The following is a 23470-nucleotide window of genomic DNA, read 5'->3' as shown; positions in this document are numbered from 1 at the left end:
TAAATTATTTCAAGCGGCAAAGATAAGCCTATCAAAAATTTATTTAAGGCCAAATCTCTGTTAAATATTATTAAACTTGAATTAAGGTAAAGTGCAATCGTCAATTAAATTCCGTAAATTTGCGTTTTCCCAGAATTGGACTTTTCAATGAAATCGCTGTCATTAAAAAGTGAAGAAAAAAATAAAAATTAGCGATTCCATTTGACCTTTAAAAAAGAAATGAATATCTATAAATGAAAGATAATCAGGAATTTATCGAAATTTACGGCGCTCGAGAGCACAACCTCAAGAACATCACCGTCAAAATCCCACGCAACGAATTGGTGGTCATCACAGGACTTTCCGGAAGCGGAAAATCTTCCCTAGCATTTGATACGATTTTTGCAGAAGGGCAAAGGCGTTACATCGAGACGTTTTCTGCTTATGCAAGGCAGTTTCTTGGTGGTTTGGAACGTCCGGATGTTGACAAGATCGAAGGACTTTCTCCAGTTATCGCCATAGAACAAAAAACAACCAACAAAAATCCACGTTCAACCGTTGGAACCATCACCGAACTTTACGATTATTTGAGACTGTTGTTTGCAAGGGTTTCCGACGCTTATTCGATGAGTTCCGGGAAACGTTTGGTAAGTTATACCGAAGACCAGATTCTTGATACGATCAAGGAAAACTTCAAAGGGAAAAAAGTCTATTTGATGGCGCCGGTTGTGCGTTCCAGAAAAGGACATTACCACGAATTGTTCATTCATCTTTCCAAAAAAGGTTATTCTCAGGCCAGAATCGACGGCGTTCTTCAAGACATCGAATACGATTTGAAACTCGACCGTTACAAAACCCACGATGTGGAAGTTGTGGTGGACAGATGGATTATCGGAGAAGCGGCGACGGAACTTAGAATGCAAAAATCTCTAAAAACCGCTTCTGATATGGGCGAAGGTTTGATTGCCATTCAGGAAATGGGAAGTGAAGAAATCCATTTTTTCAGTAAGAATTTGATGGATGATATCACGGGAGATTCGATGGCTTTGCCGGAACCGAATACATTTTCATTTAACTCGCCGAAAGGAAGTTGCGAAACTTGTAAAGGTCTTGGAACGGTTAAGAAAGTGAATACCGACTATTTCGTCGAAAATGATAAATTGTCAATCAATCAAGGTGCTTTACTACCTTTAGAACAAATCAAATCCAACAAATGGATTCTTTCTCAGATTAAATTAATCTTGGAAGTTTTCGATTTGAGTTTGACAACGCCTTTCAAAGATATTCCGAAAGAAGCTTTGGAATACATCTATTACGGTCATAATAAGGACATTACGAAAGAACTGAAACACGCCGGAATTTCGAAAAAAATTAAAATCAACTTCGAAGGTTTGGTACATATCCTTGAAGAGATTGTGGACGAACGTGAAAATTACGACGCTGTTTTGGTGGAAAGAAATTTCACAACTGAGGAAGTTTGCCCGACTTGTAAAGGCGCCCGTCTGCGTCAGGAAAGTTTGAGTTTCAAGATCGATGGAAAAAATATTGCGGAAATCAATGGCCTTTCTTTATTAGATTTGAAAGAATGGTTGGCTGATGTGAAAGATACTTTCAGTGAGAAAAATAAAATCATCGCTTACGAAATCCTTAGAGAAATCGAAACCAGATTGCAATTCCTTCTGGATGTCGGTTTGGATTATCTGAGTTTGAGCAGAAGCTCGAAAACCCTTTCCGGAGGCGAATCTCAGCGAATTCGTTTGGCGACACAAATCGGTTCTCAATTGGTCAACGTACTTTATATTTTGGATGAACCTTCAATTGGTCTTCACCAAAGAGATAACGAAAGATTGATTAATTCCTTGAAACATCTTCGTGATATCGGGAATTCGGTTTTGGTGGTGGAGCACGATAAAGATATGATTTTGGAAGCCGACCACGTTTTAGATATTGGTCCAAGAGCCGGGAAATTCGGTGGAGAAATTCTATGGCAAGGTCATCCGAAAGACATCAAAAAGGCCAACACCATCACCGCAGATTATCTGACGGGGAAACGAAAAATCGAGATTCCTGCAGAACGAAGAGCCGGAAACGGAAAATCAATTGTTCTGAAGGGTGCGACAGGAAATAACCTTAAAAATGTCAATCTCGAAATTCCATTAGGAAAATTGGTGGTTGTTTCAGGGATTTCCGGAAGTGGAAAATCGTCTTTGATCAATGGAACACTTTATCCTATTCTGAACCGTCATTTTTACAGAGCGATTCAGGAACCTTTGCCGTACAAAAGCATCGATGGGATTGATAATATCGACAAAATCGTAGATGTTGACCAAAGTCCAATTGGTAGAACGCCACGTTCCAATCCAGCGACTTACACCGGAATGTTTACGGATATTCGTAATCTTTTTGCCGAATTGCCAGAGAGTAAAATCCGAGGTTACAAAGCGGGAAGATTCTCTTTCAATGTGAAAGGCGGACGTTGCGAAACTTGCCAAGGTGGCGGTTTGAAGGTGATTGAAATGAATTTCCTGCCCGATGTTTATGTGCATTGCGAAACTTGCCACGGAAAACGTTTCAACCGCGAAACTCTGGAAGTTCGTTACAAAGGAAAATCGATTTCTGATATTCTGGAAATGACCATCAATGAAGCAGTAGAATTTTTCCAGCCGATTCCGAAAATTTACATCCGAGTGAAAACTTTGCAGGATGTTGGTTTGGGTTACATCACGATTGGACAACAATCCACAACTTTGAGTGGAGGAGAAGCGCAACGTGTGAAACTGGCAACGGAACTTTCCAAAAGACAAACCGGAAACACACTTTATATTCTGGATGAACCAACAACAGGTCTTCATTTCGAAGATGTAAAAGTTTTAATGGAAGCCATCAACCAATTGGTGGAATTAGGAAATTCATTCATAATTATCGAGCATAATATGGACGTTATCAAACTCGCTGACCACATTATCGATGTTGGACCAGAAGGTGGAAAACACGGCGGACAAATCATTGCAGAAGGAACGCCTGAGCAGATTATCAAGTCTAAGAAAAGTTTAACGGCGAAGTTTTTGAAGAAGGAAATGTAACTTAATTAGAAGTTAGAGCTTAGATTTTAGAAGTTAGATTTTACTATAAATAAAAAATGTCATTCCGTTTGGAGTGACATTTTTGTTTGATATTCTTAATTGTAAATCTCATTCGCTTCCGTCAGAATCATTGGTTTCCCGTCAGTTACAACAATTGTATGTTCGTGTTGCGCCATAAAACCGCCTTTGTTTCCAACCATTGTCCAGCCATCTTTTTGAGTGTCGGCAATCGTGGAAGTTGTGGAAATGAAAGTCTCAATCGCCACCACCGAATTTTTCTTGAATCTTTGCGTGTTGAATCGGTCTCGGTAATTCGCAATCTCGTGTGGTTCCTCGTGTAGACTTCTACCAACGCCGTGTCCAGTCAGGTTTTTGATGACTTTGTAACCTCTTTTTTTTGCTTCGGTTTCCATCAGATGACCAATGTCTGAAATTCTTACGCCTCCTTTTATATTGGAAATTGCTTTTTTCAGGATTTCTTTGGACGCGTCAATCAGTTTTTGATGATGGTTGATATCTTCTCCAATCACAAACGAACCGCCATTATCTGACCAATAGCCATCAAGTTCCGCAGAAACATCGATGTTGATCAGGTCGCCTTCTTTCAGAATTGTTTTCTCGGACGGAATCCCGTGGCAAAATTCATTATTCACGCTTATGCAAGTGTAACCGGGAAAACCATAAGTCAAATACGGCGCAGATTTAGCACCCATTTCTTCCAGGATTTTACCACCGAAATCATCTAATTCCTTGGTTGAAATTCCCGCTTTGGCGAAGTTTCTCATTTTCTTCAGAGTGTAAGCTACAGCCTCGCTTGCCTTTTGCATTCCGATTAATTCTGACTCGTTGGTGATGGACATAATGATATTTTTAATTCGGTAAGATTCAAATTTATCGATTTGGATCAGGAAAAACAAATGTTGGTCTATCATTTATAAAGAAAGTGTTGATATTGGTATCAATTTTGTCATCAATCAAAAAAATGAAATCAATTAAAATTTATCTAGCAACTGGTATATTTTTATTAAGCTTATCCTCTTGTGTCCCACCGAGAAGACCACACAGACCGCCACATCCTAGAGGTGCGAAACCAATGCCGCCAGGACAGGCCAAAAAGGTTTTCGGAACCAAATCTGCAAGGCCGTTTGCACCAGGACAACGGAAGTAGTTGTTAAAATAAACGATATTTATTCCAAGTGATTCAGTTCTCTTGGAATTTTTTTTGAAATCACAATGTTAAATTTTCACTCTCAATGTTAATTTAATATGAACGGAATATTAAAATGTTGTAACTTTGTCTGTAGATAAGATAAATATTAACTTAAAATCAATTGATTATGGAAATGAAAATGATTAGTAAAATGGTTGCATTATCAATATTTGTATTTGCAGGTTTGTTCAGTGTAGCTCAAGCTCAGGAATCTGAGAAAAATATACAGGAAGTAGTGCTTCGTTCCGGCGATGCGTTTGGGGAACTTAGGAAACTCGTAAAAGATAATTTCGACTTCACAAATTCGAATTATAAAGAAGGCGTGATCAATTCAGACGTCAGATTCAGTCTGGTTGAGAACGGAAAAATCACAAATATCCGCGCCAATGGTGACTGCAAAAATGTCAGCAAAGAATTAGAAAATGTTCTCGCAAATCTGCTTTACAAAGTGGACGTCAACAAACTGAACCAAAATATGATGGCTGCAACTTATGTGATGCCAGTGAGCGTGACGATAGATAATAGATAAATAAATGTTTAAATTGTTAGTAAGGAAACCACGCATCTCATAATTGTGTGGTTTTCTTTTTTTGGGGCAGCTTTTCCGTCCTCCGTTCCCGCTTTTTTGTGCCTATGCTTTTCCATTGCTTACAAAAAGAGCTCCACTCAGGCCGGGCTGCATTAGATTCAACGTTTCAAATTTACTTTTTAGTGAGCTCTTCGACTCTCCTCAGTGTGACAAGTCTAATATGTAAAGACAATCTGATACATTGTAAGGCTGAGCGGAGTCGAAGCTTTCTCAATAGAAATAATCTTTTCTCAATTTTCTTTCCTCTACTCACACGGATTTTTTTATATTTATGAACTAAGAAACTGAAAGACAAAAACTCAATTTTATGATTGATAAAAGAGTAAAAAACGCCCAAGAAGCGGTAAAAGATATAGAAAGCGGAATGACCATAATGCTCGGCGGATTCGGACTTTGCGGGATTCCTGAGAATTGCATCACAGAATTGGTCAATAAAAATGTGACGGATTTGACCTGCATTTCCAACAATGCCGGCGTTGACGACTTCGGATTGGGATTGCTGTTACAGAAAAAACAAATCAAAAAAATGATTTCGTCCTACGTTGGCGAGAACGCAGAATTCGAGCGCCAAATGCTTTCCGGAGAATTGGAAGTAGAACTCACGCCACAAGGCACACTTGCCGAAAAATGCAGGTCAGCACAAGCCGGAATTCCCGCATTTTACACGCCCGCAGGATTTGGGACAGAAGTGGCGGAAGGCAAAGAAGTGAAAGATTTTGACGGGAAACCACACATTCTGGAACACGCCTACAAAGCAGAGTTCTCCATCGTAAAAGCTTGGAAAGGCGACCACGCAGGAAACTTGATTTTCAAAGGCTCAGCTCGTAATTTTAATTTCCCAATGGCAGGCGCAGGAAAAATCACGATTGCAGAAGTGGAAGAGTTGGTAGAACCAGGACAATTGGACCCGAACGAAATCCACATCCCCGGAATTATGGTTCAACGGATTTTCCAAGGCGAGAATTATGAGAAGAGGATTGAGCAGAGGACTGTGAGGAAGAGAGATTAAAAATTAGAACCGTTTCATTTTATATGAAGCGGTTTTTTATTTTAATCCAGCTACAAATCAAAACCTGATTTGTTTAATTTGCTGAAACTAAGTATTGATGAGGGTTGAACCTAAACGCTTACGTTGCGGACGTAAAATTTTAGGCCTACTAGGGTAAAAGTTTAGGTTGCAGACCCAAAATTTTACGTCTTATGGGGGTAAAATTTTACGCTATTTACCTAAAATTTTACGTCATTAGGGTAAACGTTTGGGTTGTGAACATAAAATTTTGGGTTTCTAATTATGGAAATCCATATTCCAGGAATTATGGTTCAAAGGATTTTCCAAGGCGATAATTATGAGAAGAGGATTGAGCAGAGGACTGTGAGGAAGAGAGATTAAAAACTAAAACCGTTTCATTTAAAAATGAGACGGTTTTCTATTTATCGTTGTAATGACCTAAAGATTGGATGAGGGTTACAGAAACTTCTTCCTCAAAAATTTCATAAACAAATCGGTCTTTTTTATTTACCTCTCTGCTCCAGACTTCGCCATCGTGATATTTCACTTGTTCTGGCGAGCCGGCTCCGGTTCGTGGATGTTCTTCTAGTTCAATGAGAAAAGTTTGTACCTTTTCCATATCCAATTTTCTGCCCGATTTTTTTATGGCTTTTAAATCCTTCAAAGCTCTTTTTGAAAGTTGAACTATATACTTTCCCATATACTTTTTGGGTCAATGGTCAAGAGTTTTCCTTCTTTCTTTTCTTTACGGGCTTCGTTGATTTTCTTTTCGAGTTCAGTATTTATGGGTTCAGTTTCATCTTTTTCATATCTAAACTGAATTTTCATTTCTTCCAGCAATAATTTGAGCAAATGCAATTGCTTTTCATTTTTAGGCGTGATTAAAATGTTGTCCATAATACTATTTTTTACAAAGTTATTGATTTTTGAAATCTTTGAATTTAAAATTACAAAATAATTGCCAGACTTAAACGAATATATAACCAAAATCTACGTTGCTGGAATTATGGTTCAAAGGATTTTCCAAGGCGAGAATTATGAGAAGAGGATAGAGCAGAGGACTGTGAGGAAGAAAGATTAACTTTTCAAAAAAATCTTATCGGAAATTTTTTAGAAGATTTTTTTGAATTTTAATTCATATGAATTATTAGAAAGATAAGTTTGGTAGAGCTTTATATTTTTCTCTTTACATAAATTTAAAAATGTGTTATTTACAATATTGTTGACGTTTGCACCTAAGTAAATTGCTTTTATAGAATTCTTTGGAATATTGTGCAGTCTTTGTTTTGATGAGATAAAGCGAAATTCATTTTCATATTCCCATAATTTGTTTTTTCTTCGCAAGTAAAATTGAAAGTTAGAGGGTAAAGAAAGGAAATCTATTGGTGAGTTGTCGTACTCGACTTCAAATAGAAAAACCTCGTCTTCAGTCTCAAAATTCAAACTATTCATTTCGTCTAAATTTAGATTATATTCAATACAGTATCCTTTATGATTATCAGCATAATGACTCCACATTACGAGGTTGGTATTTCTACCACATAAAGATAAAATTCCAACTTTTTCAAAGTATTCATTTATATGTTCCCGAAGGGGAATGAAAAAATTTGTAACAATTTCTTCTGTTCCATCATACTCATCAAAACTTTTTGTAGAATACACTTTTTCAAAAGGCTCATTCAAACTTTCAATACCTGAAAACCAAATTTTATCATCTAGAATAGTTTGAATATCTCTATTAAAATCATTAATCGATTTAGCATTTTTAAATTTAAATAAACTCATTTTAAAGAGATGTTTTTTTGAATTTGTTACCTAAAAATTTAAGAAATAAAATAATAATCTTTTATTAAATCTTCCTCTCCCCAATCTGCTGTCTCCACATCGCATAATACAAACCTTTTTCGGCAATCAGATTTTCGTGAGAGCCCATTTCTATGACTTGTCCGCGTTCCAAAACGTAGATTCTATCGGCGTGCATGATGGTGCTCAATCTGTGGGCGATGAGAACAGTGATTTGTTCTTTTTGTTCAGAAATATCTTTGATAGTTGTCGTGATTTCTTCTTCCGTGATGCTGTCCAAAGCAGAAGTGGCTTCATCAAAAATCAATAAATGTGGTTTTCTCAATAAAGCTCTGGCAATGGCAATTCTTTGTTTTTCACCACCGCTTAATTTCAATCCACCTTCGCCGATGACGGTTTCAATTCCTTTTTCGGCTCGTTCCAATAAGCCTGTACAGCTTGATTTTTTCAAAGCCATTTGGATGTCAGCTTCTGTTGCATCTGGATTTACGAAGAGTAGATTTTCTCTGATGGTTCCTGCGAAAAGTTGCGTGTCTTGAGTAACAAAACCGATTTGATTTCTCAATTCATCAAAGTCAAATTCTTTTCCGTTGATTTCATTATAAAAAATATTCCCTTCCTGAGCGCGGTAAAGTCCCACCAAAAGTTTTACCAACGTACTTTTTCCGGAACCACTTGGCCCGACAAACGCAATCGTTTCGCCATTTTTGACATCAAATGAAATATTGTTCAAAGCTTTGTATTGCGCCGATTGATGTTTGAAAGAAACGTGTTTGAATTCCAGTTCCTCAATCGCACCAATTTGTTTTGGCGTCAAAGGTTTTTCTTCCACTGGTTTTTTCATCAGATTATCGAAATTTTTCAAGGATGCTTCGGCTTCACGGTAAGAAATAATGATGTTTCCAATCTCCTGCATCGGACCGAAAATAAAGAAGCCGTAGAACATCAATGACAGATATTGTCCAGGCGTCACGATGTTTCTGAAAATCAAATATAAAAGCGTCAGTGTAATCAATTGTTGAAGAAAATTCACCATCGTTCCCTGGATGAAACTTAATGAACGGATGCTTTTGACTTTCTTCAGTTCAAGTCCGAGGATTTTATAAGTGTTGTTATTCAGACGTTTAACTTCTTGTTTCGTTAATCCTAAACTTTTGACGATTTCGATATTTCTTAAGCTTTCCGTCGTGCTTCCCGCCAAACTCGTGGTTTCAGTGACAATCGTTTTTTGAATATTTTTAATTCTCTTGCTTAATAGATTTGTGATAAAAGCAATGAGAAAGATTCCAACGACATAAACCGGCATTATCGACCAATGCAAACGAATCGCATAAACGGAAACGAAAATAATACTCACCAATATCCCAAAGAATATATTAATGAAATTGGTAATAAACTTCACCGAATCTTCTCTCACTTTGGTCAAAATCGATAAAGTCTCGCCACTTCTTTGGTCTTCAAATTCCTGATAAGGCAACGCCATCGAATGTTGCAAACCGTCCGTGAAAATGTTTGCCCCAAATTTCTGCGTAATCACACTCACGACATAATCCTGAAAAGCCTTGGCAATACGGCTTATCATCGCAGTTCCAATTAATAAACCGAGAAAATAAAATGCGCCGTGGAAAACATCATTTCCATAAAGAAATTGATTGAGGTTTCTAGGCATTAATTTTTCTTTATCGAAAAAGTTGGGATGTGTGACCAATTGGTCGAGAATATTCCCTGTGATAGCAGGCGCAAACAAAGAAAAAACCTGATTGATCGTTGCTAAAAATAATGATGTAAAAAGCAACCATTTATGTGGTTTGAGATAATGTAATAGTGTCTTCATAATAATTGGTGCAAAATTACTGATATAAATCTGAAGCATTTCTCTGTAAACCTAATTTTATATATATTGCAGTAATAAGTTTTTACTATGTTGACCAAAGAACAAATCGCACAGCGCATCTCCAGAGAAGTCAAAGACGGCTACTACGTAAACCTAGGAATCGGAATTCCCACATTGGTGGCAAACTACGTCCCAGACAATCTTTCCGTAGAATTTCAAAGTGAAAATGGTGTACTCGGAATGGGACCTTTTCCGTTCGAAGGCGAAGAAGATGCAGACCTTATCAATGCTGGAAAACAAACCATCACGATTCTGCCGGGCGGTTCTTTTTTTGATTCCGCTTTCAGTTTTGGGATGATTAGAAGTCAAAAAGTTGACCTCACGATTCTTGGCGCAATGGAAGTTTCCGAAAACGGCGATATTGCCAACTGGAAAATCCCAGGCAAAATGGTGAAAGGAATGGGTGGCGCAATGGATCTAGTGGCCTCGGCAGAAAATATCATCGTCGCAATGATGCACGTGAACAAAGCTGGAGAATCCAAGATCTTAAAGAAATGTACGCTTCCTTTGACAGGTGTGAATTGTGTCAAAAAGGTAGTGACAGAATTAGCGGTTCTGGAAGTGACCGACAAAGGTTTCAAACTTCTGGAAAGAGCGCCGGGAATTTCTGTAGATGAAATTATCAAAGCAACAGAAGCTGATTTGATTATTGAAGGAGAGATTCCAGAGATGGTGTTTTAGTTGATTAATAATGAAGAATTAATAAATAAAAAAAATTCGCAAAGTGAAAACTCTGCGAATTTTTAATTTTGTCTAAATTCTAAATTCTAAATTCTAAATTCTAAATTCTAAATTCTAAATTCTAAATTTACTTCTTCACCGCCCCAAAAACCTTTTGTAGAATAGAAGTAGTTCTCATCGCAGAATTATTTCTAATTCCAGATTCTTTCTCAGCCACCATTTTGAAAACACCGTTGATGGTTTCTGTAGTTACATATTCGTTTAGGTCTGTAGTAACTGCTTGTCCTGTGAATGCGTTGTATTTTGAAATCATATTTTTCCAAACCGTATCGGCGCCAACTTTGCTTAATGACGCTTGTACTTTTGGCTGAAAAGCGGTGAAAAGTTGCGTTTGTGTTTTGGTTTGAAGATAATTGGTAGCCGCATTGTTGCTTCCCAAAAGAATATTTTTTGCATCATCGATGGTCATTGATGTAATGGCTTTCGTAAAAATCGGAGTTGCTTCTGTCACGGCATCTTCTGCCGCTCTGTTGAGTAATTTTACACCTTGGTCTGCCAGACTTCCCAATCCGAAACTTCTGAGTGTAGTATCAATTTTTCTAAGTTTTTCTGGCATCAAGATTTTAACTGCTTCGTTTTTTAGGAAACCATCCGTTACGCCTAATTTTTGTACACCTTCTTTTACACCAAGATTCAAAGCTTCTTTTAGGCCTGATGAGATTTGGGTCGATGTAAAACTGCCGAGATTAATATTGGAATTTGAGTTCGTAGTCGTGTTGGTTGAACCAGTCGTAGTCGAATTTGTAGGATTCTGCGTTTTTGTACTGCCTAGATCAACGCCCGTTTTGGTTTTGACGGCTGATCTCAGAATATCAAAAATCTGTGTTTGCGTCTGAGCTTGAGAAGAAACTGAAAATATCAAACCAGCAGCTAAGAAAATCGTTTTTTTCATTATTTATAATTTTATACAAATTTAGATGATTAATTTGAAGCGTTGTTAAATCTACTCACAAAGTAATTTTTGAAAAAATGTTATTTTTATACACAATCCCGCAGCCCGACTTATCTCATCTTTTCTATTTTTTCAGTTGAATCGATGAACCACTTCGTTAGGTTTGAGTGGAGCTCTTTTTTGGATTGGGAAAAGCCTTGGCAAAAAAAGCGGGAACGGAAGGCGGAATAGCTGCCCAAATAACTTTTATGTTAACTCTGGTTTCTCAATATTACATCATACAGATCCTGTCTTCTGTCGGTCAAAGTTTTCACAGCGCCGTTGTAATGAAGTTCTTTCAGTAAATTGAGATCCACATCCACGATGATTGTCATCTCGGTGTTTGGCGTAGCTTCTCCCTTGATGGCATTGGACGGAAACGCAAAATCCGAAGGCGTGAAAACTGTCGCCTGACCATACTGGATATCCATATTGTTCACCCCAGGCAAATTCCCGACACAGCCTGCGATTGCGACATAACATTCATTCTCGATAGCTCTTGCAGCCGCACAATGGCGAACGCGCGTGTAAGCATTCTGAGTATCTGTAAGATAAGGGACGAATAGAATCTTCATTCCCTGGTCCGCTAATAATCTTGGCAATTCTGGAAATTCCACGTCATAGCAAATGATGACACCCACTTTCCCACAATCTGTATCGAAGACCTTGATCTCATTTCCGCCCGTCATTCCATAATATTTCTTTTCGTTTGGTGTGATGTGGACTTTTCTATATTCATCAATTTTTCCGTCTCTGTGAAGCAGATAACTCACGTTGAACAGTTGACCTTCCTCCAAGATCGGCATGCTTCCGGAGATGATGTTGACATTGTAACTGATGGCCATTTCGGATATTTTTTCCTTGATCTCTTCCGTCAGTTCAGAGAGTTTTTCCATCGATTCTCTTTCGTTCAAATGATTGAAAGGAGCGAGTAGAGGCGTGTTGAACAATTCCGGGAACAGACAGAAATCTGATTGGTAACCAGCAACTGCATCTACAAAAAACTCAACTTGCTTGTAAAACTCCTCAATATCTTTCAAAGGACGCATTTGCCATTGGATCAGCCCAAGACGGATGACGCTGTCCTGCATCGTGTTTTTCTTCGCTGTGTAATAGATATTGTTCCATTGCAGAAGAACGGCATATTCTTCGGATTCTGTGTCGCCTTTCAGGTATCCTTTTAAGATTTTTACTGGAGAGAAATTATTCCCGATCTGGAAGCTCAAAACAGGGTCAAATATTTCCTTGTTTCTGACCTTTGTGATGTATTCTCTTGGTGATAATTCTGAGCTGTAAAGGTGATAATTTGGGATTCTTCCACCAACGATGATTGATTTTAAATTAAGGATCTCGCAAAGTTCTTTTCTTGCGTCGTACAATCTTCTGCCAAGTCTCAAAGCTCTGAATTCGGGATCTACGAAAACCTCGATTCCATATAGTACATTTCCGATATTGCTGTGCGTGTTGAAAGTCCCATTTCCTGTGATCTCGTCGTAGGTATGTTGGTCGCCGTAAAGCTCATAATTGACATTTATGGACAATGCAGCTGCTGCCAATTTTCCATCGACGAGGATGCAAATTTGTCCTTCTGCAAAAATGGATGTCAGCTTTTGGATATTCCTTTTGCTCCAGACATTGTCGTCAATCACGGGATAGGCTTTCTGCATTGCTTCTGCCAGATCATCATAATCATCAACGGTCAATTTTCTAATTTCTACCTGCATTATTTATACTTTTCTATTAATATTTGTTTTAAAGTTTTCATTCCTTCTGTTGCTGAGGCTTTAAAATAATTCTCATTTCGAGTAAACGAATTTGGATTTTCGAGGTTTGGGTCGATGACAAATACTTCGCAATGACTTGGAACATATCTCACGATGGAAGCAGCGGGATAAACCTGCATCGATGTTCCGATGACCAAAAAAAGGTCGGCTTGGGAAGCAATTTCAATTGCATTATCCATCTCTGGAACCATCTCGCCAAACCAAACAATGTGTGGCCGAAGTTGAGAGCCATCCGTATGAAGGTCACCTAAATGGATGTCGTTTTCCCAATCCAATATTTCATTTTCATTATCCACAGATCTTGCTTTCTTGAGTTCGCCATGAAGATGAATGATCTTGGAAGAACCGCCGCGCTCGTGAAGGTCGTCTACATTCTGCGTGATGATATGGACATCGAAGTGATCCTCCAATTCTGCAAGCAATTTGTGAGCCGTATTAGGTTCAATCGCTTTCAGTTGTTTCCTTCTGGCATTGTAAAAGTCCAAAACCAATTGCGGGTCTCTCGCAAAACCTTCCGGCGAAGCCACATCTTCCACGCGGTGATTTTCCCAAAGTCCATTGGAGTCACGAAATGTTTTGATACCACTTTCAGCCGAGATGCCTGCGCCGGAGAGTACGACCAGTTTCTTTTTCATAGTAATGTTGTTTTCTCAAATTTAAACATTTACAACGAATTGCTTATTCCAAGATCATTGATTTTTGATTGATTCTAATATTATTTGATGAAATTGATATTAACTAAAAATCTGAAAACAAAACAATCTAATTGTCGTTTCTTCGGGTCTTGTTCAACAATCCTTCGGGTCACCTTCGGAAAAAAGATGTTTTTTCCGAAGACGACCCGAAGGAAACCCGAAGATGATCCGAAGGATTGTACTATGAAATAGTCAAAATTATTCGATTGCAGTCATAAAAACGCCTCAAAAATAATTTTGTAAAATTGATAATATATCTTGACTATGACTTGAGAATTTGTTTTAGAATTAATGAATTTTCAATGGCTGCAATTCCCCAAGTATTATTGAACATCAGGTAAAAATCCTTTCCGGTCGCTTTGATCTTCTCTGCCAAATCATTCAAAAAGTCTTCCGAATAAGGCGATTTGTAAAGCGTTGGCTTTCCGTGGAGACGATAATATCCGATTTTAGGATTGGTGACAATAATATCTTCTGGTAAATTACCTGGAAAACTGGTTCCACTGAAAATCCATTTTTTGTCTTTGAATATCTTAAAAACTTCATCATTCCACCAAGAAATATGGCGAAATTCTACCACAATTAGAAAGTCATGAGGCAGATTTTCATTAAGCCAAATTATATTTTCTGATGTGCTATGAAAGGAAGGCGGAAATTGAAAAAGAAAGCCTGCCAACTTTTCTCCAAGATGAGATCTTATGTAACTGCAAAATTCTAATATTTCTTCTGTCTTATTTTCAAAAGGTTTCTGATGCGAGATTGTTTTTGGTATTTTGATGAAGAATTTGAAATCATCTGTTGTCTCAGCTACCCATTTTTGAAGTGTTTTTGCTGTTGGCTTCCTGTAAAATGTGCTGTTGATTTCCACAATATCAAAAGTCTTAGAATAGAGTTTCAGGAAATCTTTGTTCTGAGAATCTGTAGGATAGAGTGAACCTTTCCAGGCCGCATTGTAAAATCCGGAACAGCCAATGTGGTATTTTGTCTTCGATGTTTTCATATTTATTGATGATTCATTTCTGTGCCAATCAGCATCAAATCAATCAATTAAATCCAATATGATATTTATCATACCAAATTAGTAGGAAATAAATTTGGATGAATAAAACTTTTGCAACTACTTTTGTAAAGTGATTACGAATTGCTGTCATACTTATTAAGAAAGACCGAGGGAACTGACCTAATGACGTCTTAACAACCTGCCGAGAGGAAAGGTGTTGCATTCAGCCTTTGAAAAAAGGAAAGATAAGTTTAAAAGTTTTTATTATTGGACCAAACACCTCCTTATATAACTTCTTCTAGACTTGTCTGGGAGAAGTTTTTTTTATTTATAGAACTTAAAATTTAGAATATATGAACAAAGTAACTATTATTAATTCAAGGAAAGGAATTGCGCTCACAGCAGCGGTTATCTTCTTTTCTGGAATTACATTCGCACAAGCTCAGGAAACAAAACCTTCCAACGATACCGTCTCTGACAAACAGATCGAGGAAGTCGTTTTGGTAGGATCCAGAAGTGGTGGACGATCCAAAGCGGACAGTCCCGTTCCTGTAGACGTTTTCAACCTGAAAGAGATTCAGCAGAGTTTGCCACAGACGAATATCAATCAGATCCTTAATACGATTGCGCCGTCTTTTACATCAACCATTCAGACCAATGCAGATGGATCAGATCACTCAGATCCTGCACAGTTGAGAGGTCTAGGACCTGACCAGACTTTGATCTTGATCAATGGGAAAAGAAGACATACTTCCGCATTAGTGAATGTAAATGGCGCTCCGGGAAGAGGAACTGTGGGAACTGATCTGAATGCAATTCCAGCTTTTGCACTTTCCAGAATCGAGGTTTTGAGAGACGGTGCGTCTGCGCAATATGGTTCTGATGCGATTGCCGGTGTGATGAACCTTCAGTTGAAAAGAGATACCGGAAAACTGACAGGGCAATTGAACTACGGTGGTTATCTTACGAATGCAGCGAAGGACCACACCGGAAACTATGATGGTCAGCAATATCAATTGGATTTGAACTACGGGAATAAGATCGGAAACAAAGGTGGTTTTTATAATATAACGTGGTCTTCCCAATTCCGTGATCCTACGAGAAGAGCTGGGACAGAAAGTGCTCCTATTTACAACGCATACAATGCAATCGAGAAAAGAGCGGCGGAAAATGGAGTGAATCTTTCTTCTTATTTTAACAATATTGGAAATCTTAAAGGGACACCGGGTGAACAGGATTTCGTGAGTCTCATTCATCAGTATTCTCAAGGTGTGGGTTATTTCTCTTCTGAGCTTCAAAATAAAATTCAATCTGCCAATTCTATCACAGATTTGCAAAATGTTTTAGATCCAACAAAGAACAAATTAGATTTTTCTACTGCACAGCTGAACGCTTTAACAGATCAAGAATTAGCTTACAGAGGACAAACCAGAAAAGACTTCAACATGCAAGTTGGGCAGTCCAAACTGAATAACCACCAATTATTTTTAAATGTTGAAGTGCCTGTCAGCGATGATTGGAAAGTTTATACTTTTGGAGGTTACTCCATCAGAGATGGTGCGTCAGGTGGTTTCTACAGAAGACCAAACCAAGCGAGAACTTTCACAGGACTTAACATTGACGGTTATTTGCCAGAAATTCACACAAGAATTCAGGATGTTTCATTGTCTGCAGGGATCAAAGGTAAATGGGACGGCTGGAATGTTGATCTAAGTAATACTTTCGGACAAAACAGTTTTGATTACACCATTGAGAATACAGGAAATACAAGTTTAAGATTTAACTCTCCTGACACTTTCAAAGCGGGTGGATTGCAGTTTTTGCAAAACACCATCAACTTGGATTTCAGCAAATCGTTTGATGTTTTCCAAGGAATCAATGTCGCTTTCGGAGCAGAGCAGCGTCATGAGAATTTTAGGATCAATCCAGGTGAGGAAGCATCTTACACAGCTTATGATATCAATGGAAATGTGCAGACGCCAACAACGCCTAGCTCTTTGAAACCAACAGATTTCTTTGGAGCAGCTTTAGCAGGAAGTTCTCAGGTTTTTTCTGGTTTCAGAGCTGAGAATGCCACCAATAAAAATAGAAATTCTTACGCAGGCTATGCAGATGTAGAGTTTAATTTTACGAATTGGTTATTGGTAGATGCGGCAGTTCGTTACGAAGATTATTCTGATTTTGGTTCGACTTTTAATTACAAATTGGCATCTAGGATCAAACTTTCGAACGACCTTAATTTCCGTTTTGCAGGATCTACAGGTTTCCGCGCGCCATCGATCCACCAGATCTACTACAACACGACATCAACCTTATTCACAACACTTCCTGGAGGAACAGCGCCATCTTTGGTAGAAGTAGGAACTTTCAGTAATGATTCTGCGGTTGCAAAAGGTTTGGGAATTAATAAATTAAAACAAGAGACTTCAAAGTCTGTAAGCACAGGATTTACCTATAAAATCCCTGCTCTGAATTTGAATATTACGGCAGATGCCTATTTCATTAGAATCGATGACAGAATTGTTTTGACCGATCAGTTTGCAAGACCGACAGCTCAGCAGATTGTTAACAACCCAAATCTTGGACCTGTTCAACAAGAATTTGATAAAGCAGAAGTTAATGCTGCTCAGTTTTTTGCAAACTCAATCGATACAGAAACAAAAGGTTTGGACGTTGTGATCAGCCATTCTTACAGAAGAGAAAGTTTCAGATTTAATAACGACATTGCCATCAACTTTAATAGAACAAAGAAAGTCGGCGATATTCACGCTTCGGATCTGTTGAAAAATGCAGGATTGGATACAACGTACTTTGGAGAAAGATCCAGAGTTTATCTAGAAGATTCAGTTCCAAAAGTGAAAGCGAGTTTGTCTCACAGCTTGACTTGGAATGACTTCAGTGTTTACTTGAGAAATACTTACTACGGAAAAGTTTATGGTGCAGACAATGTGGATGCGAACTTTGACGGCATCCTTTTGCCAAACGAGCATCAATTGGTGTCAGATAAGATCATTACCGACCTATCAATCGGATATAATATTAGCAAAAACTTCAACCTGACAGTCGGGACAAACAACTTGTTCGATATCTATCCTACGAAGAACGTGACGGCTTCTACCAACAATGACCAGTTTATATATTCGCGTTCTTCGTCTCAGTTTGGACAGAACGGAAGATACGTTTTCAGTAAGCTGACCGTATCATTTTAATTAGACGATTTTTTAAGGTTTTATATTTGTTTTGAAATGGCATCGGGGATTTCCTCGATGTCATTTTGTTTTTTGAACCACAATCACAATAGTCACAAAAGTTTTTAGTTTTATTTTTAGGAAAACAAAAAGTTCAAAAAAGGACTAAGAGTTTCTTTTTTGAACTTTTTAGATTGATTTTCAGAATCTTCTTTTGTGACTTAAATCAAACATCTAATTTCGCATTATTCAGTCTCAAAGAATTCAGGATCACAGAAACCGAACTGAAACTCATCGCCGCGGCGGCAATCATTGGACTTAGCAAAATTCCGAAGAAAGGGTAGAGCAATCCAGCAGCTAGCGGAATTCCCAAAACGTTGTAAATAAAGGCGAAGAAAAGATTTTCTTTGATGTTTCTCAATAGCTTTTCACTTAGGATTTTCGCTTTCGCAACGCCGAGGATATCGCCTTTTAACAAAGTGATTTCTGCACTTTCAATGGCGACATCCGTTCCTGTTCCCATGGCGATGCCGATGTTAGACTGAGCCAAAGCCGGTGCATCATTGATTCCGTCACCTGTCATTGCAACGATTTTTCCTTCGCTTTGAAGTTTTTTGATCTCGTTCATTTTATCTTCAGGAAGACAATTGGCTTTGAAATCTTTGATTCCAAGTTCGGCTGCAACTGCTTTTGCAGTATTTTCGTTATCACCGGTCATCATGATCACTTCGATATTTTGACTTTGAAGAAACTGGATGGCCTGCTTTGAAGTTGACTTGATCTGATCAGAAAAACTTAAGAATCCAACAACTTTTCCAGCTTTTGCGAGATAAGAAATCGTTTTCGCATCATTTTTTATTGAGATGACTTTTTGTTTTAAATTTTCGGGAATATCAATATTAAAATGTTTCAATAAACTTTCATTTCCCAACAGAATTTCTTCGTTGTTTATGATTCCTTTTACGCCTTTTCCGGAAATATTTTCGAAGCTTTCTACTTTCTCGAATCTGTCATCCTGAGCGGAGTCGAAGGATTTTCTAAATTCACTTAAAACCGCATTCGACAAAGGATGCTCAGAATTTTGATTGAGTGAAGAAGCGAGTTTTAGAATTGTATTTTTATCTTGATTTTCTAAAGTTTCGATATTGTCCAGACTTGGTTTACCTTCTGTCAAAGTTCCGGTCTTATCTGTGATCAAGACATTGATCTTATGCATTTCTTCCAAGGCTTCTGCATTTTTTATCAAAATTCCATTTTGCGCACCTTTCCCGATTCCGACCATCAAACTCATTGGTGTTGCCAATCCGAGAGCACAAGGACAAGCGACAATCAACACTGCGACAGCATTCACAAAAGCATAAATTAATTTATTCTCTCCACCGAAAATGTACCACGAAACGAAAGTTAAAATTGAAATTGCGATCACGGTTGGAACAAATATCTTCGAAACTTTATCCGCTAATTTTTGGATCGGTGCTTTTGTTCGGCTGGCGTCGTTCACCATTTTGATGATTTTGGAAAGTAGAGTTTCATCGCCCACTTTTTCTGTTTTCATGAGGAAACTTCCATTTCCGTTGATGGTTCCGGAGGTTATTTTGTCGCCTGATTTTTTCTCTGAAGGAATTGGTTCGCCTGTGATCATCGATTCATCGACGTTGGAATTTCCTTCAATAATTTTTCCATCAACAGGGATTTTTTCGCCTGGTTTTACTCTTAGAATATCATTGATTTTAATTTCAGAAAGTGGCACTTTTCTCTCATTTTCATGCACGACTAAATTCGCTGTTTCCGGAGAAAGATTCATCAAAGCTTCGATGGCTTTTCCTGTTTTTTGATGCGCTCTTGCTTCCAACATTTGTCCCATAATCACCAAAGTCAAAATCACACAAACCGATTCAAAATAAAGCGGTACAGAACCGCCGTGGGATAACTCGTGAGGAAGAATGCTTGGATTTATCAAGGCAATCAAACTGAATAAGAATGCTGCTGTAACACCTAAAGCTATCAATGAAAACATATTGAGATTCCAGGTTTTGAAGGAGGTCCAGCCACGTTTCATGATAAACCAGCCGGCATAGAAAATGACTGGAAGTGATAAGAGAAGTTCCAAATAAGCCTGGATCTGGTGAGAAAAAGGCCAATCGATAAACATGCCGCCCATCGAAAGAATAAAAACTGGAATGGAAAATCCTAAGGAAATCCAGAATTTTCTTTTCAGAATTTTATAGGTTTCGTCTTCGTGATTGTTATCTTTAGAAGGTTTCGGGACTAGATCCATGCCGCAGATCGGACAGTTTCCGGGTTCGTTTTGGACAATTTCTGCATGCATCGGACAAGTGTATTCTGTGGCCTTCTTTTCGGGAATCTTTACGAGATCCATTCCGCAAACCGGACAACCAACGTTGGAATCGTAAACCTTGTCGCCTTCACAAAACATCGGACAATAGTATTTCCCTTGATTTTGAGTATCGAGTTCTGGGTTTCGGATTTCGGGTTTTGAACTTTGGACATTGAACTCAGAATTCTGAACCAACTCTTCACTGATTTCTTCCAAATGCATGTGACAAACAGGGCAACCAGAATCTGATTCGTAAGTTTTATCGCTTTCGCAAAACATCGGGCAGAAGTATTCTCCTATCTTATCTTTGAAACTTTCGGGAAGATTGTTTTTGGAGTAGGCTTGTGGTTTGTTTCGTTGGTCTTCACGTTCTTCAATCGGAACTAGGAACATATTACAAACCGGACATCTGCCTTGTTTGAAATACAATTTTTCTCCTTCGCATTCCATCGGGCAATAATAGACGGAACTTGGTGAAATTCTCTGGTTGGGATGAAGATTGTCGTGGTTATGATGATTGTGGTTTTCCATTTTTGAAATTTACAATTACAAATTTCTGAAAAATAGAATGGAAAGTGTTGTAAATAAATGGAAAGATGTTATATTCAGCAATTATCGTCTCAAAAAAAAGCCTTTAGAAAAATCTAAAGGCTTTGATTAGGTTTTCGATAACTAAAGACTTAGTTGCTGAATCTTATCTGTTAATTCCTGATGTATTTTTTGGGTAGAAGGCGTTTCTATTCCAAGCTCTTTTCCGTAATGGATGATGGCGCCTGCAAACAATTCGAGTTCGTTGTTTTGCTGTTTGACGTTGATATCCAGTTGCAAAGACGTTGGCGTAGAAGGTGGAAATGTGGAAGCTTTTTCAAAAGTTTTTTCGATAATGTCGTTTGGAAGAGTAATTGCTTTTTTGTCTGCAATAGCTTTTACTTCTTTCATAATGGCTGTGGCTTCCTGCTTCTGTGCAGAATCTTCGCAAACTGTTCCGATAGAAGAATTGTACTTTGCACTCACCAATCCGAAACTGGCTACAAAAATGAATTTGGTCCAAATGTCTGCAAAGGAATTCTCTTTAAAATCAAAGTCGATTCCGCTGTCTGTCATTAATTTGATTATCCAATCTACATTCTCTGCAATATTTGCAGGGTCTTTACCAAATATCAATTTTCCAGCCTTTCCTTTGTGCTCAACAATCCCTTTTTCTTTGATATGGGAAGCTACATAGACGCAGGCTGGCAAAATCGTATTCTCGGGAATTATTTTTCTTATTCTGTCATAGATGTCAACGCCGTTCATCAGAGGTAGAAGTATCGTATTTGGGCTGATAACTTGTTTCAATTGTTCGCAAACGTTTTCCAGATCATATTCCTTAACACAAATTAGAACGAGATCGGAATTGCCTATTTCGGAAATACTTTGAATTATTTCGTTAGGTTTTGTGATGATATTCGGGTGTTCGGGAGAGAGTAATGTCAGTCCATTTTCCTTAACAATATCAAAAGTTTTGCTTCTAGCTACAAAAGTTATATGAAACTGATTCTCTTTCTCATTCAGTTGATTGATTTTGAAACCAAAATATCCACCAACACCGCCAAGACCTATTATTACTATATTTTTCTTTTCCATATGATTATCTTATGTTAATTTATTCGGCGCAAATTTGAGAAAAAAGAATGAATTCACCTATGAAGATATAAAAACCCTCCAGAAATTTTCCGAAGGGTTAATCAATTGAAAGTTGTTATGAAAATCACTCGATTTTTAATATTAGATTTTTGTCTGTAGTTTTGTCGGCATTCAATGCGTTGTTTGGCGCTGTCATCCACCTGGCTTTATTAATTACAAACTTGAATTGGTATTCTTTTCCTTTCTCAAATTGTGATTTCGGGATGGCCAATTCAAAAGTGTCAGCATTTTTTCTGATCATTTGAAATGATTTATTATCCGCATTCCAATCATTGAGTGTGCCCGCGACTGCAATACTTTTTATGAGACTGTTGTCCAGAATTTTATCGTGTGTGTAACTGAAGATTACTTTATTATCGGTTGATCTATAACCGTAAATATTTTTGTTTTTATTATCAATCAAAAGATCATTGGCAATGTCAAATGTAGAATTGCTGAGAATCTCGCCGGTTTCTGGTCCGCTGATATTGACCATTACACAAATACCCAAATTCTGCTCTGGAAATACAGAAAACATCACCTGATTGCCATAGGCTCCGCCGTGCTTGAAAGCATACTTACCGAATTCTGAAACATAAATTCGATCCCAAAAATAGCCATACCAATCTTGATTGCTGTTTGTAATATTTCGTTGTGATTCCTGAACAACTTTGTTTTCACTATCCAATTCGAACTTTAAAAACTTCATCAAATCTCCTAAAGTGGATTTGGCTCTCAAACCTGATGAACCCGATAATTGACTTACAAAATGTGGCATCAAAACGTGATTGGAATTATAGCCATTGCCAAGCTTTTCGTTGGCATTTAATGTGAATTTCGTCTTGTTCATATTCAGTTTTGACCACAGATTATTCTCTACTAATTTCTCAAAAGGTTTGTTGTAAATATTCTCGAGCATCAATCCAGTCATCTCAAGACTTGGATTGCTGTAAAGGTATTTTGTTCCAGGAATTGTGTCTAGTTTTACAGTTTTTAGGTCACGCAAAAAATCGGTTTTCGAATAATTTTTATAAAGTTCTACCAGCTTGAATGTGGTTTGGTCGTCAAATGTTTTCAGAATCTCTCTGTCATCTGGCAAAACGCTAGGTATGGCAGATTTATAAGAAATCAAATCTTTGACTGACTGGTTTACCATCGTACTGCAGATTGGGATAATCACCTTTGAGATATTTTCTTTTGTCATCATCCAGTTTCACTTTCTTTTCCAGAACAGCTTGTGCCAGCAGATAGCCGGTCATAACTTTTGTAACGGAAGCGATTTCGAAATAGGTATTGTCGTTTGCTTTATTGCCTTTCCCTTTATCGATTTCACCGTAATGTTTGGTGTAAACCTTTCCATCTTTTACAATACCAATGGAGACTGAATATGCCTTTGCATTTTTAAGTAGTACCTCGGCATTTTTATCCATTATGGAATCGATAGAATTATTCAGGTCATTTTTATTTTGACCAAAAGTTGATGTAACGATAAAAGCCAGTAGGAAAAGGATTATTTTACTCATATGTTTTGTTGTAATGTAAATATTGTAAATGAAGTTAT

At 37.8% G+C, this 23470-nt stretch carries 19 protein-coding genes, 2 pseudogenes and 1 riboswitch; of the genes and pseudogenes, 8 read left to right on the top strand and 13 right to left on the bottom strand.

The window, feature by feature from the left end; genetic code table 11:
* Positions 1-233: 233 nt before the first annotated feature.
* A complete protein-coding gene (gene uvrA, locus AXA65_RS04275) occupies positions 234-3062 on the top strand; it encodes an excinuclease ABC subunit UvrA (RefSeq protein WP_063968880.1) in 2829 nt (942 codons plus the stop codon).
* 95 nt (positions 3063-3157) lie between these two features.
* On the opposite strand, the gene map is transcribed toward uvrA, so the two are convergent.
* The gene (gene map / locus AXA65_RS04270; RefSeq protein WP_063968969.1) at positions 3158-3922 is read right to left on the bottom strand and encodes a type I methionyl aminopeptidase; all 765 of its coding nucleotides are present in this window, start codon (positions 3920-3922) and stop codon (positions 3158-3160) included.
* A gap of 122 nt (positions 3923-4044) precedes the next feature.
* Between map and AXA65_RS19410 the strand changes: the two genes are divergently transcribed.
* From AXA65_RS19410 to AXA65_RS20095, 4 genes and pseudogenes are all read left to right on the top strand, one after another.
* Entirely contained in the window at positions 4045-4230 is a 186-nt protein-coding gene (locus AXA65_RS19410; RefSeq protein ID WP_086048070.1) for a hypothetical protein, read from the top strand.
* A gap of 169 nt (positions 4231-4399) precedes the next feature.
* Complete coding sequence (locus AXA65_RS04265; protein ID WP_228391617.1) at positions 4400-4801, top strand: hypothetical protein; 402 nt, start codon at positions 4400-4402, stop codon at positions 4799-4801.
* 367 nt (positions 4802-5168) lie between these two features.
* On the top strand, positions 5169-5870 hold the full coding sequence (locus AXA65_RS04260; protein ID WP_034968365.1) for a CoA transferase subunit A: 702 nt from the start codon (positions 5169-5171) through the stop codon (positions 5868-5870).
* 285 nt (positions 5871-6155) lie between these two features.
* Positions 6156-6251: pseudogene (locus tag AXA65_RS20095) on the top strand (succinyl-CoA--3-ketoacid-CoA transferase); the annotation flags it as partial.
* A 37-nt stretch (positions 6252-6288) separates the two neighbouring features.
* Here AXA65_RS20095 and AXA65_RS04255 read toward each other — a convergent pair.
* Both AXA65_RS04255 and AXA65_RS04250 read right to left on the bottom strand, forming a co-directional pair.
* A complete protein-coding gene (locus AXA65_RS04255; protein WP_063968879.1) occupies positions 6289-6570 on the bottom strand; it encodes a type II toxin-antitoxin system YoeB family toxin in 282 nt (93 codons plus the stop codon).
* Positions 6555-6767 (bottom strand): DUF2683 family protein, encoded by a 213-nt coding sequence (locus AXA65_RS04250; RefSeq protein WP_063968878.1) that lies wholly within the window; start codon positions 6765-6767, stop codon positions 6555-6557. The genes AXA65_RS04255 and AXA65_RS04250 overlap by 16 nt, the downstream gene beginning before the upstream one ends.
* A gap of 88 nt (positions 6768-6855) precedes the next feature.
* Here AXA65_RS04250 and AXA65_RS20090 point away from each other — a divergent pair.
* Positions 6856-6951 (top strand): annotated as a pseudogene (locus AXA65_RS20090) (succinyl-CoA--3-ketoacid-CoA transferase); the annotation flags it as partial.
* Positions 6952-6980: 29 nt separating this feature from the next.
* Here the strand turns inward: AXA65_RS20090 and AXA65_RS04245 are convergent.
* Together AXA65_RS04245 and AXA65_RS04240 are read right to left on the bottom strand one after the other, a co-directional pair.
* On the bottom strand, positions 6981-7655 hold the full coding sequence (locus AXA65_RS04245) for a DUF2971 domain-containing protein (RefSeq protein ID WP_063968877.1): 675 nt from the start codon (positions 7653-7655) through the stop codon (positions 6981-6983).
* A 64-nt stretch (positions 7656-7719) separates the two neighbouring features.
* Positions 7720-9507, bottom strand: coding sequence for an ABC transporter ATP-binding protein (locus tag AXA65_RS04240; protein ID WP_063968967.1), 1788 nt, complete (start codon positions 9505-9507; stop codon positions 7720-7722).
* 87 nt (positions 9508-9594) lie between these two features.
* Between AXA65_RS04240 and AXA65_RS04235 the strand changes: the two genes are divergently transcribed.
* Positions 9595-10248, top strand: a complete 654-nt coding sequence (locus AXA65_RS04235) for a CoA transferase subunit B (RefSeq protein WP_063968876.1) — start codon at positions 9595-9597, stop codon at positions 10246-10248.
* Between the two features lie 127 nt (positions 10249-10375).
* Here AXA65_RS04235 and AXA65_RS04230 read toward each other — a convergent pair whose 3' ends face one another.
* The 4 genes from AXA65_RS04230 to AXA65_RS04215 form a co-directional block, all read right to left on the bottom strand.
* Positions 10376-11200, bottom strand: coding sequence for a DUF4197 domain-containing protein (locus tag AXA65_RS04230; RefSeq protein ID WP_063968875.1), 825 nt, complete (start codon positions 11198-11200; stop codon positions 10376-10378).
* 251 nt (positions 11201-11451) lie between these two features.
* Positions 11452-12963 (bottom strand): carbon-nitrogen hydrolase family protein, encoded by a 1512-nt coding sequence (locus AXA65_RS04225; RefSeq protein ID WP_063968874.1) that lies wholly within the window; start codon positions 12961-12963, stop codon positions 11452-11454.
* A complete protein-coding gene (locus tag AXA65_RS04220; RefSeq protein ID WP_063968873.1) occupies positions 12963-13658 on the bottom strand; it encodes an SIR2 family NAD-dependent protein deacylase in 696 nt (231 codons plus the stop codon). The genes AXA65_RS04225 and AXA65_RS04220 overlap by 1 nt, the downstream gene beginning before the upstream one ends.
* A gap of 322 nt (positions 13659-13980) precedes the next feature.
* Positions 13981-14718: a DUF72 domain-containing protein gene (locus tag AXA65_RS04215; RefSeq protein ID WP_063968872.1), complete on the bottom strand. Its 738-nt coding sequence runs from the start codon at positions 14716-14718 to the stop codon at positions 13981-13983.
* 150 nt (positions 14719-14868) lie between these two features.
* Positions 14869-14970: riboswitch (SAM riboswitch) on the top strand.
* Positions 14971-15071: 101 nt separating this feature from the next.
* Between AXA65_RS04215 and AXA65_RS04210 the strand changes: the two genes are divergently transcribed.
* Positions 15072-17927, top strand: a complete 2856-nt coding sequence (locus tag AXA65_RS04210) for a TonB-dependent receptor plug domain-containing protein (RefSeq protein ID WP_063968871.1) — start codon at positions 15072-15074, stop codon at positions 17925-17927.
* A gap of 205 nt (positions 17928-18132) precedes the next feature.
* Here AXA65_RS04210 and AXA65_RS04205 read toward each other — a convergent pair whose 3' ends face one another.
* The 4 genes from AXA65_RS04205 to AXA65_RS20360 all read right to left on the bottom strand — a co-directional run bounded on the left by AXA65_RS04205 (position 18133) and on the right by AXA65_RS20360 (position 23432).
* Positions 18133-20775 carry a copper-transporting P-type ATPase gene (locus AXA65_RS04205; protein WP_063968870.1) on the bottom strand — a complete coding sequence of 881 codons (2643 nt, stop codon included), beginning with the start codon at positions 20773-20775 and terminating at the stop codon, positions 18133-18135.
* A 141-nt stretch (positions 20776-20916) separates the two neighbouring features.
* The gene (locus AXA65_RS04200; protein WP_063968869.1) at positions 20917-21870 is read right to left on the bottom strand and encodes a ketopantoate reductase family protein; all 954 of its coding nucleotides are present in this window, start codon (positions 21868-21870) and stop codon (positions 20917-20919) included.
* A 124-nt stretch (positions 21871-21994) separates the two neighbouring features.
* Positions 21995-23065, bottom strand: a complete 1071-nt coding sequence (locus AXA65_RS04195; protein WP_063968868.1) for a serine hydrolase — start codon at positions 23063-23065, stop codon at positions 21995-21997.
* Positions 23028-23432 (bottom strand): serine hydrolase, encoded by a 405-nt coding sequence (locus tag AXA65_RS20360; RefSeq protein WP_063968867.1) that lies wholly within the window; start codon positions 23430-23432, stop codon positions 23028-23030. The genes AXA65_RS04195 and AXA65_RS20360 overlap by 38 nt, the downstream gene beginning before the upstream one ends.
* Positions 23433-23470: the final 38 nt, after the last annotated feature.

The organism is Chryseobacterium sp. FP211-J200, assembly GCF_001643375.1.
GTDB classification, from domain to species: Bacteria; Bacteroidota; Bacteroidia; order Flavobacteriales; family Weeksellaceae; genus Epilithonimonas; species Epilithonimonas ginsengisoli.
Note: the sequence above shows the minus strand (reverse complement) of the source record. Positions and strands in the feature narration are given on the sequence as shown.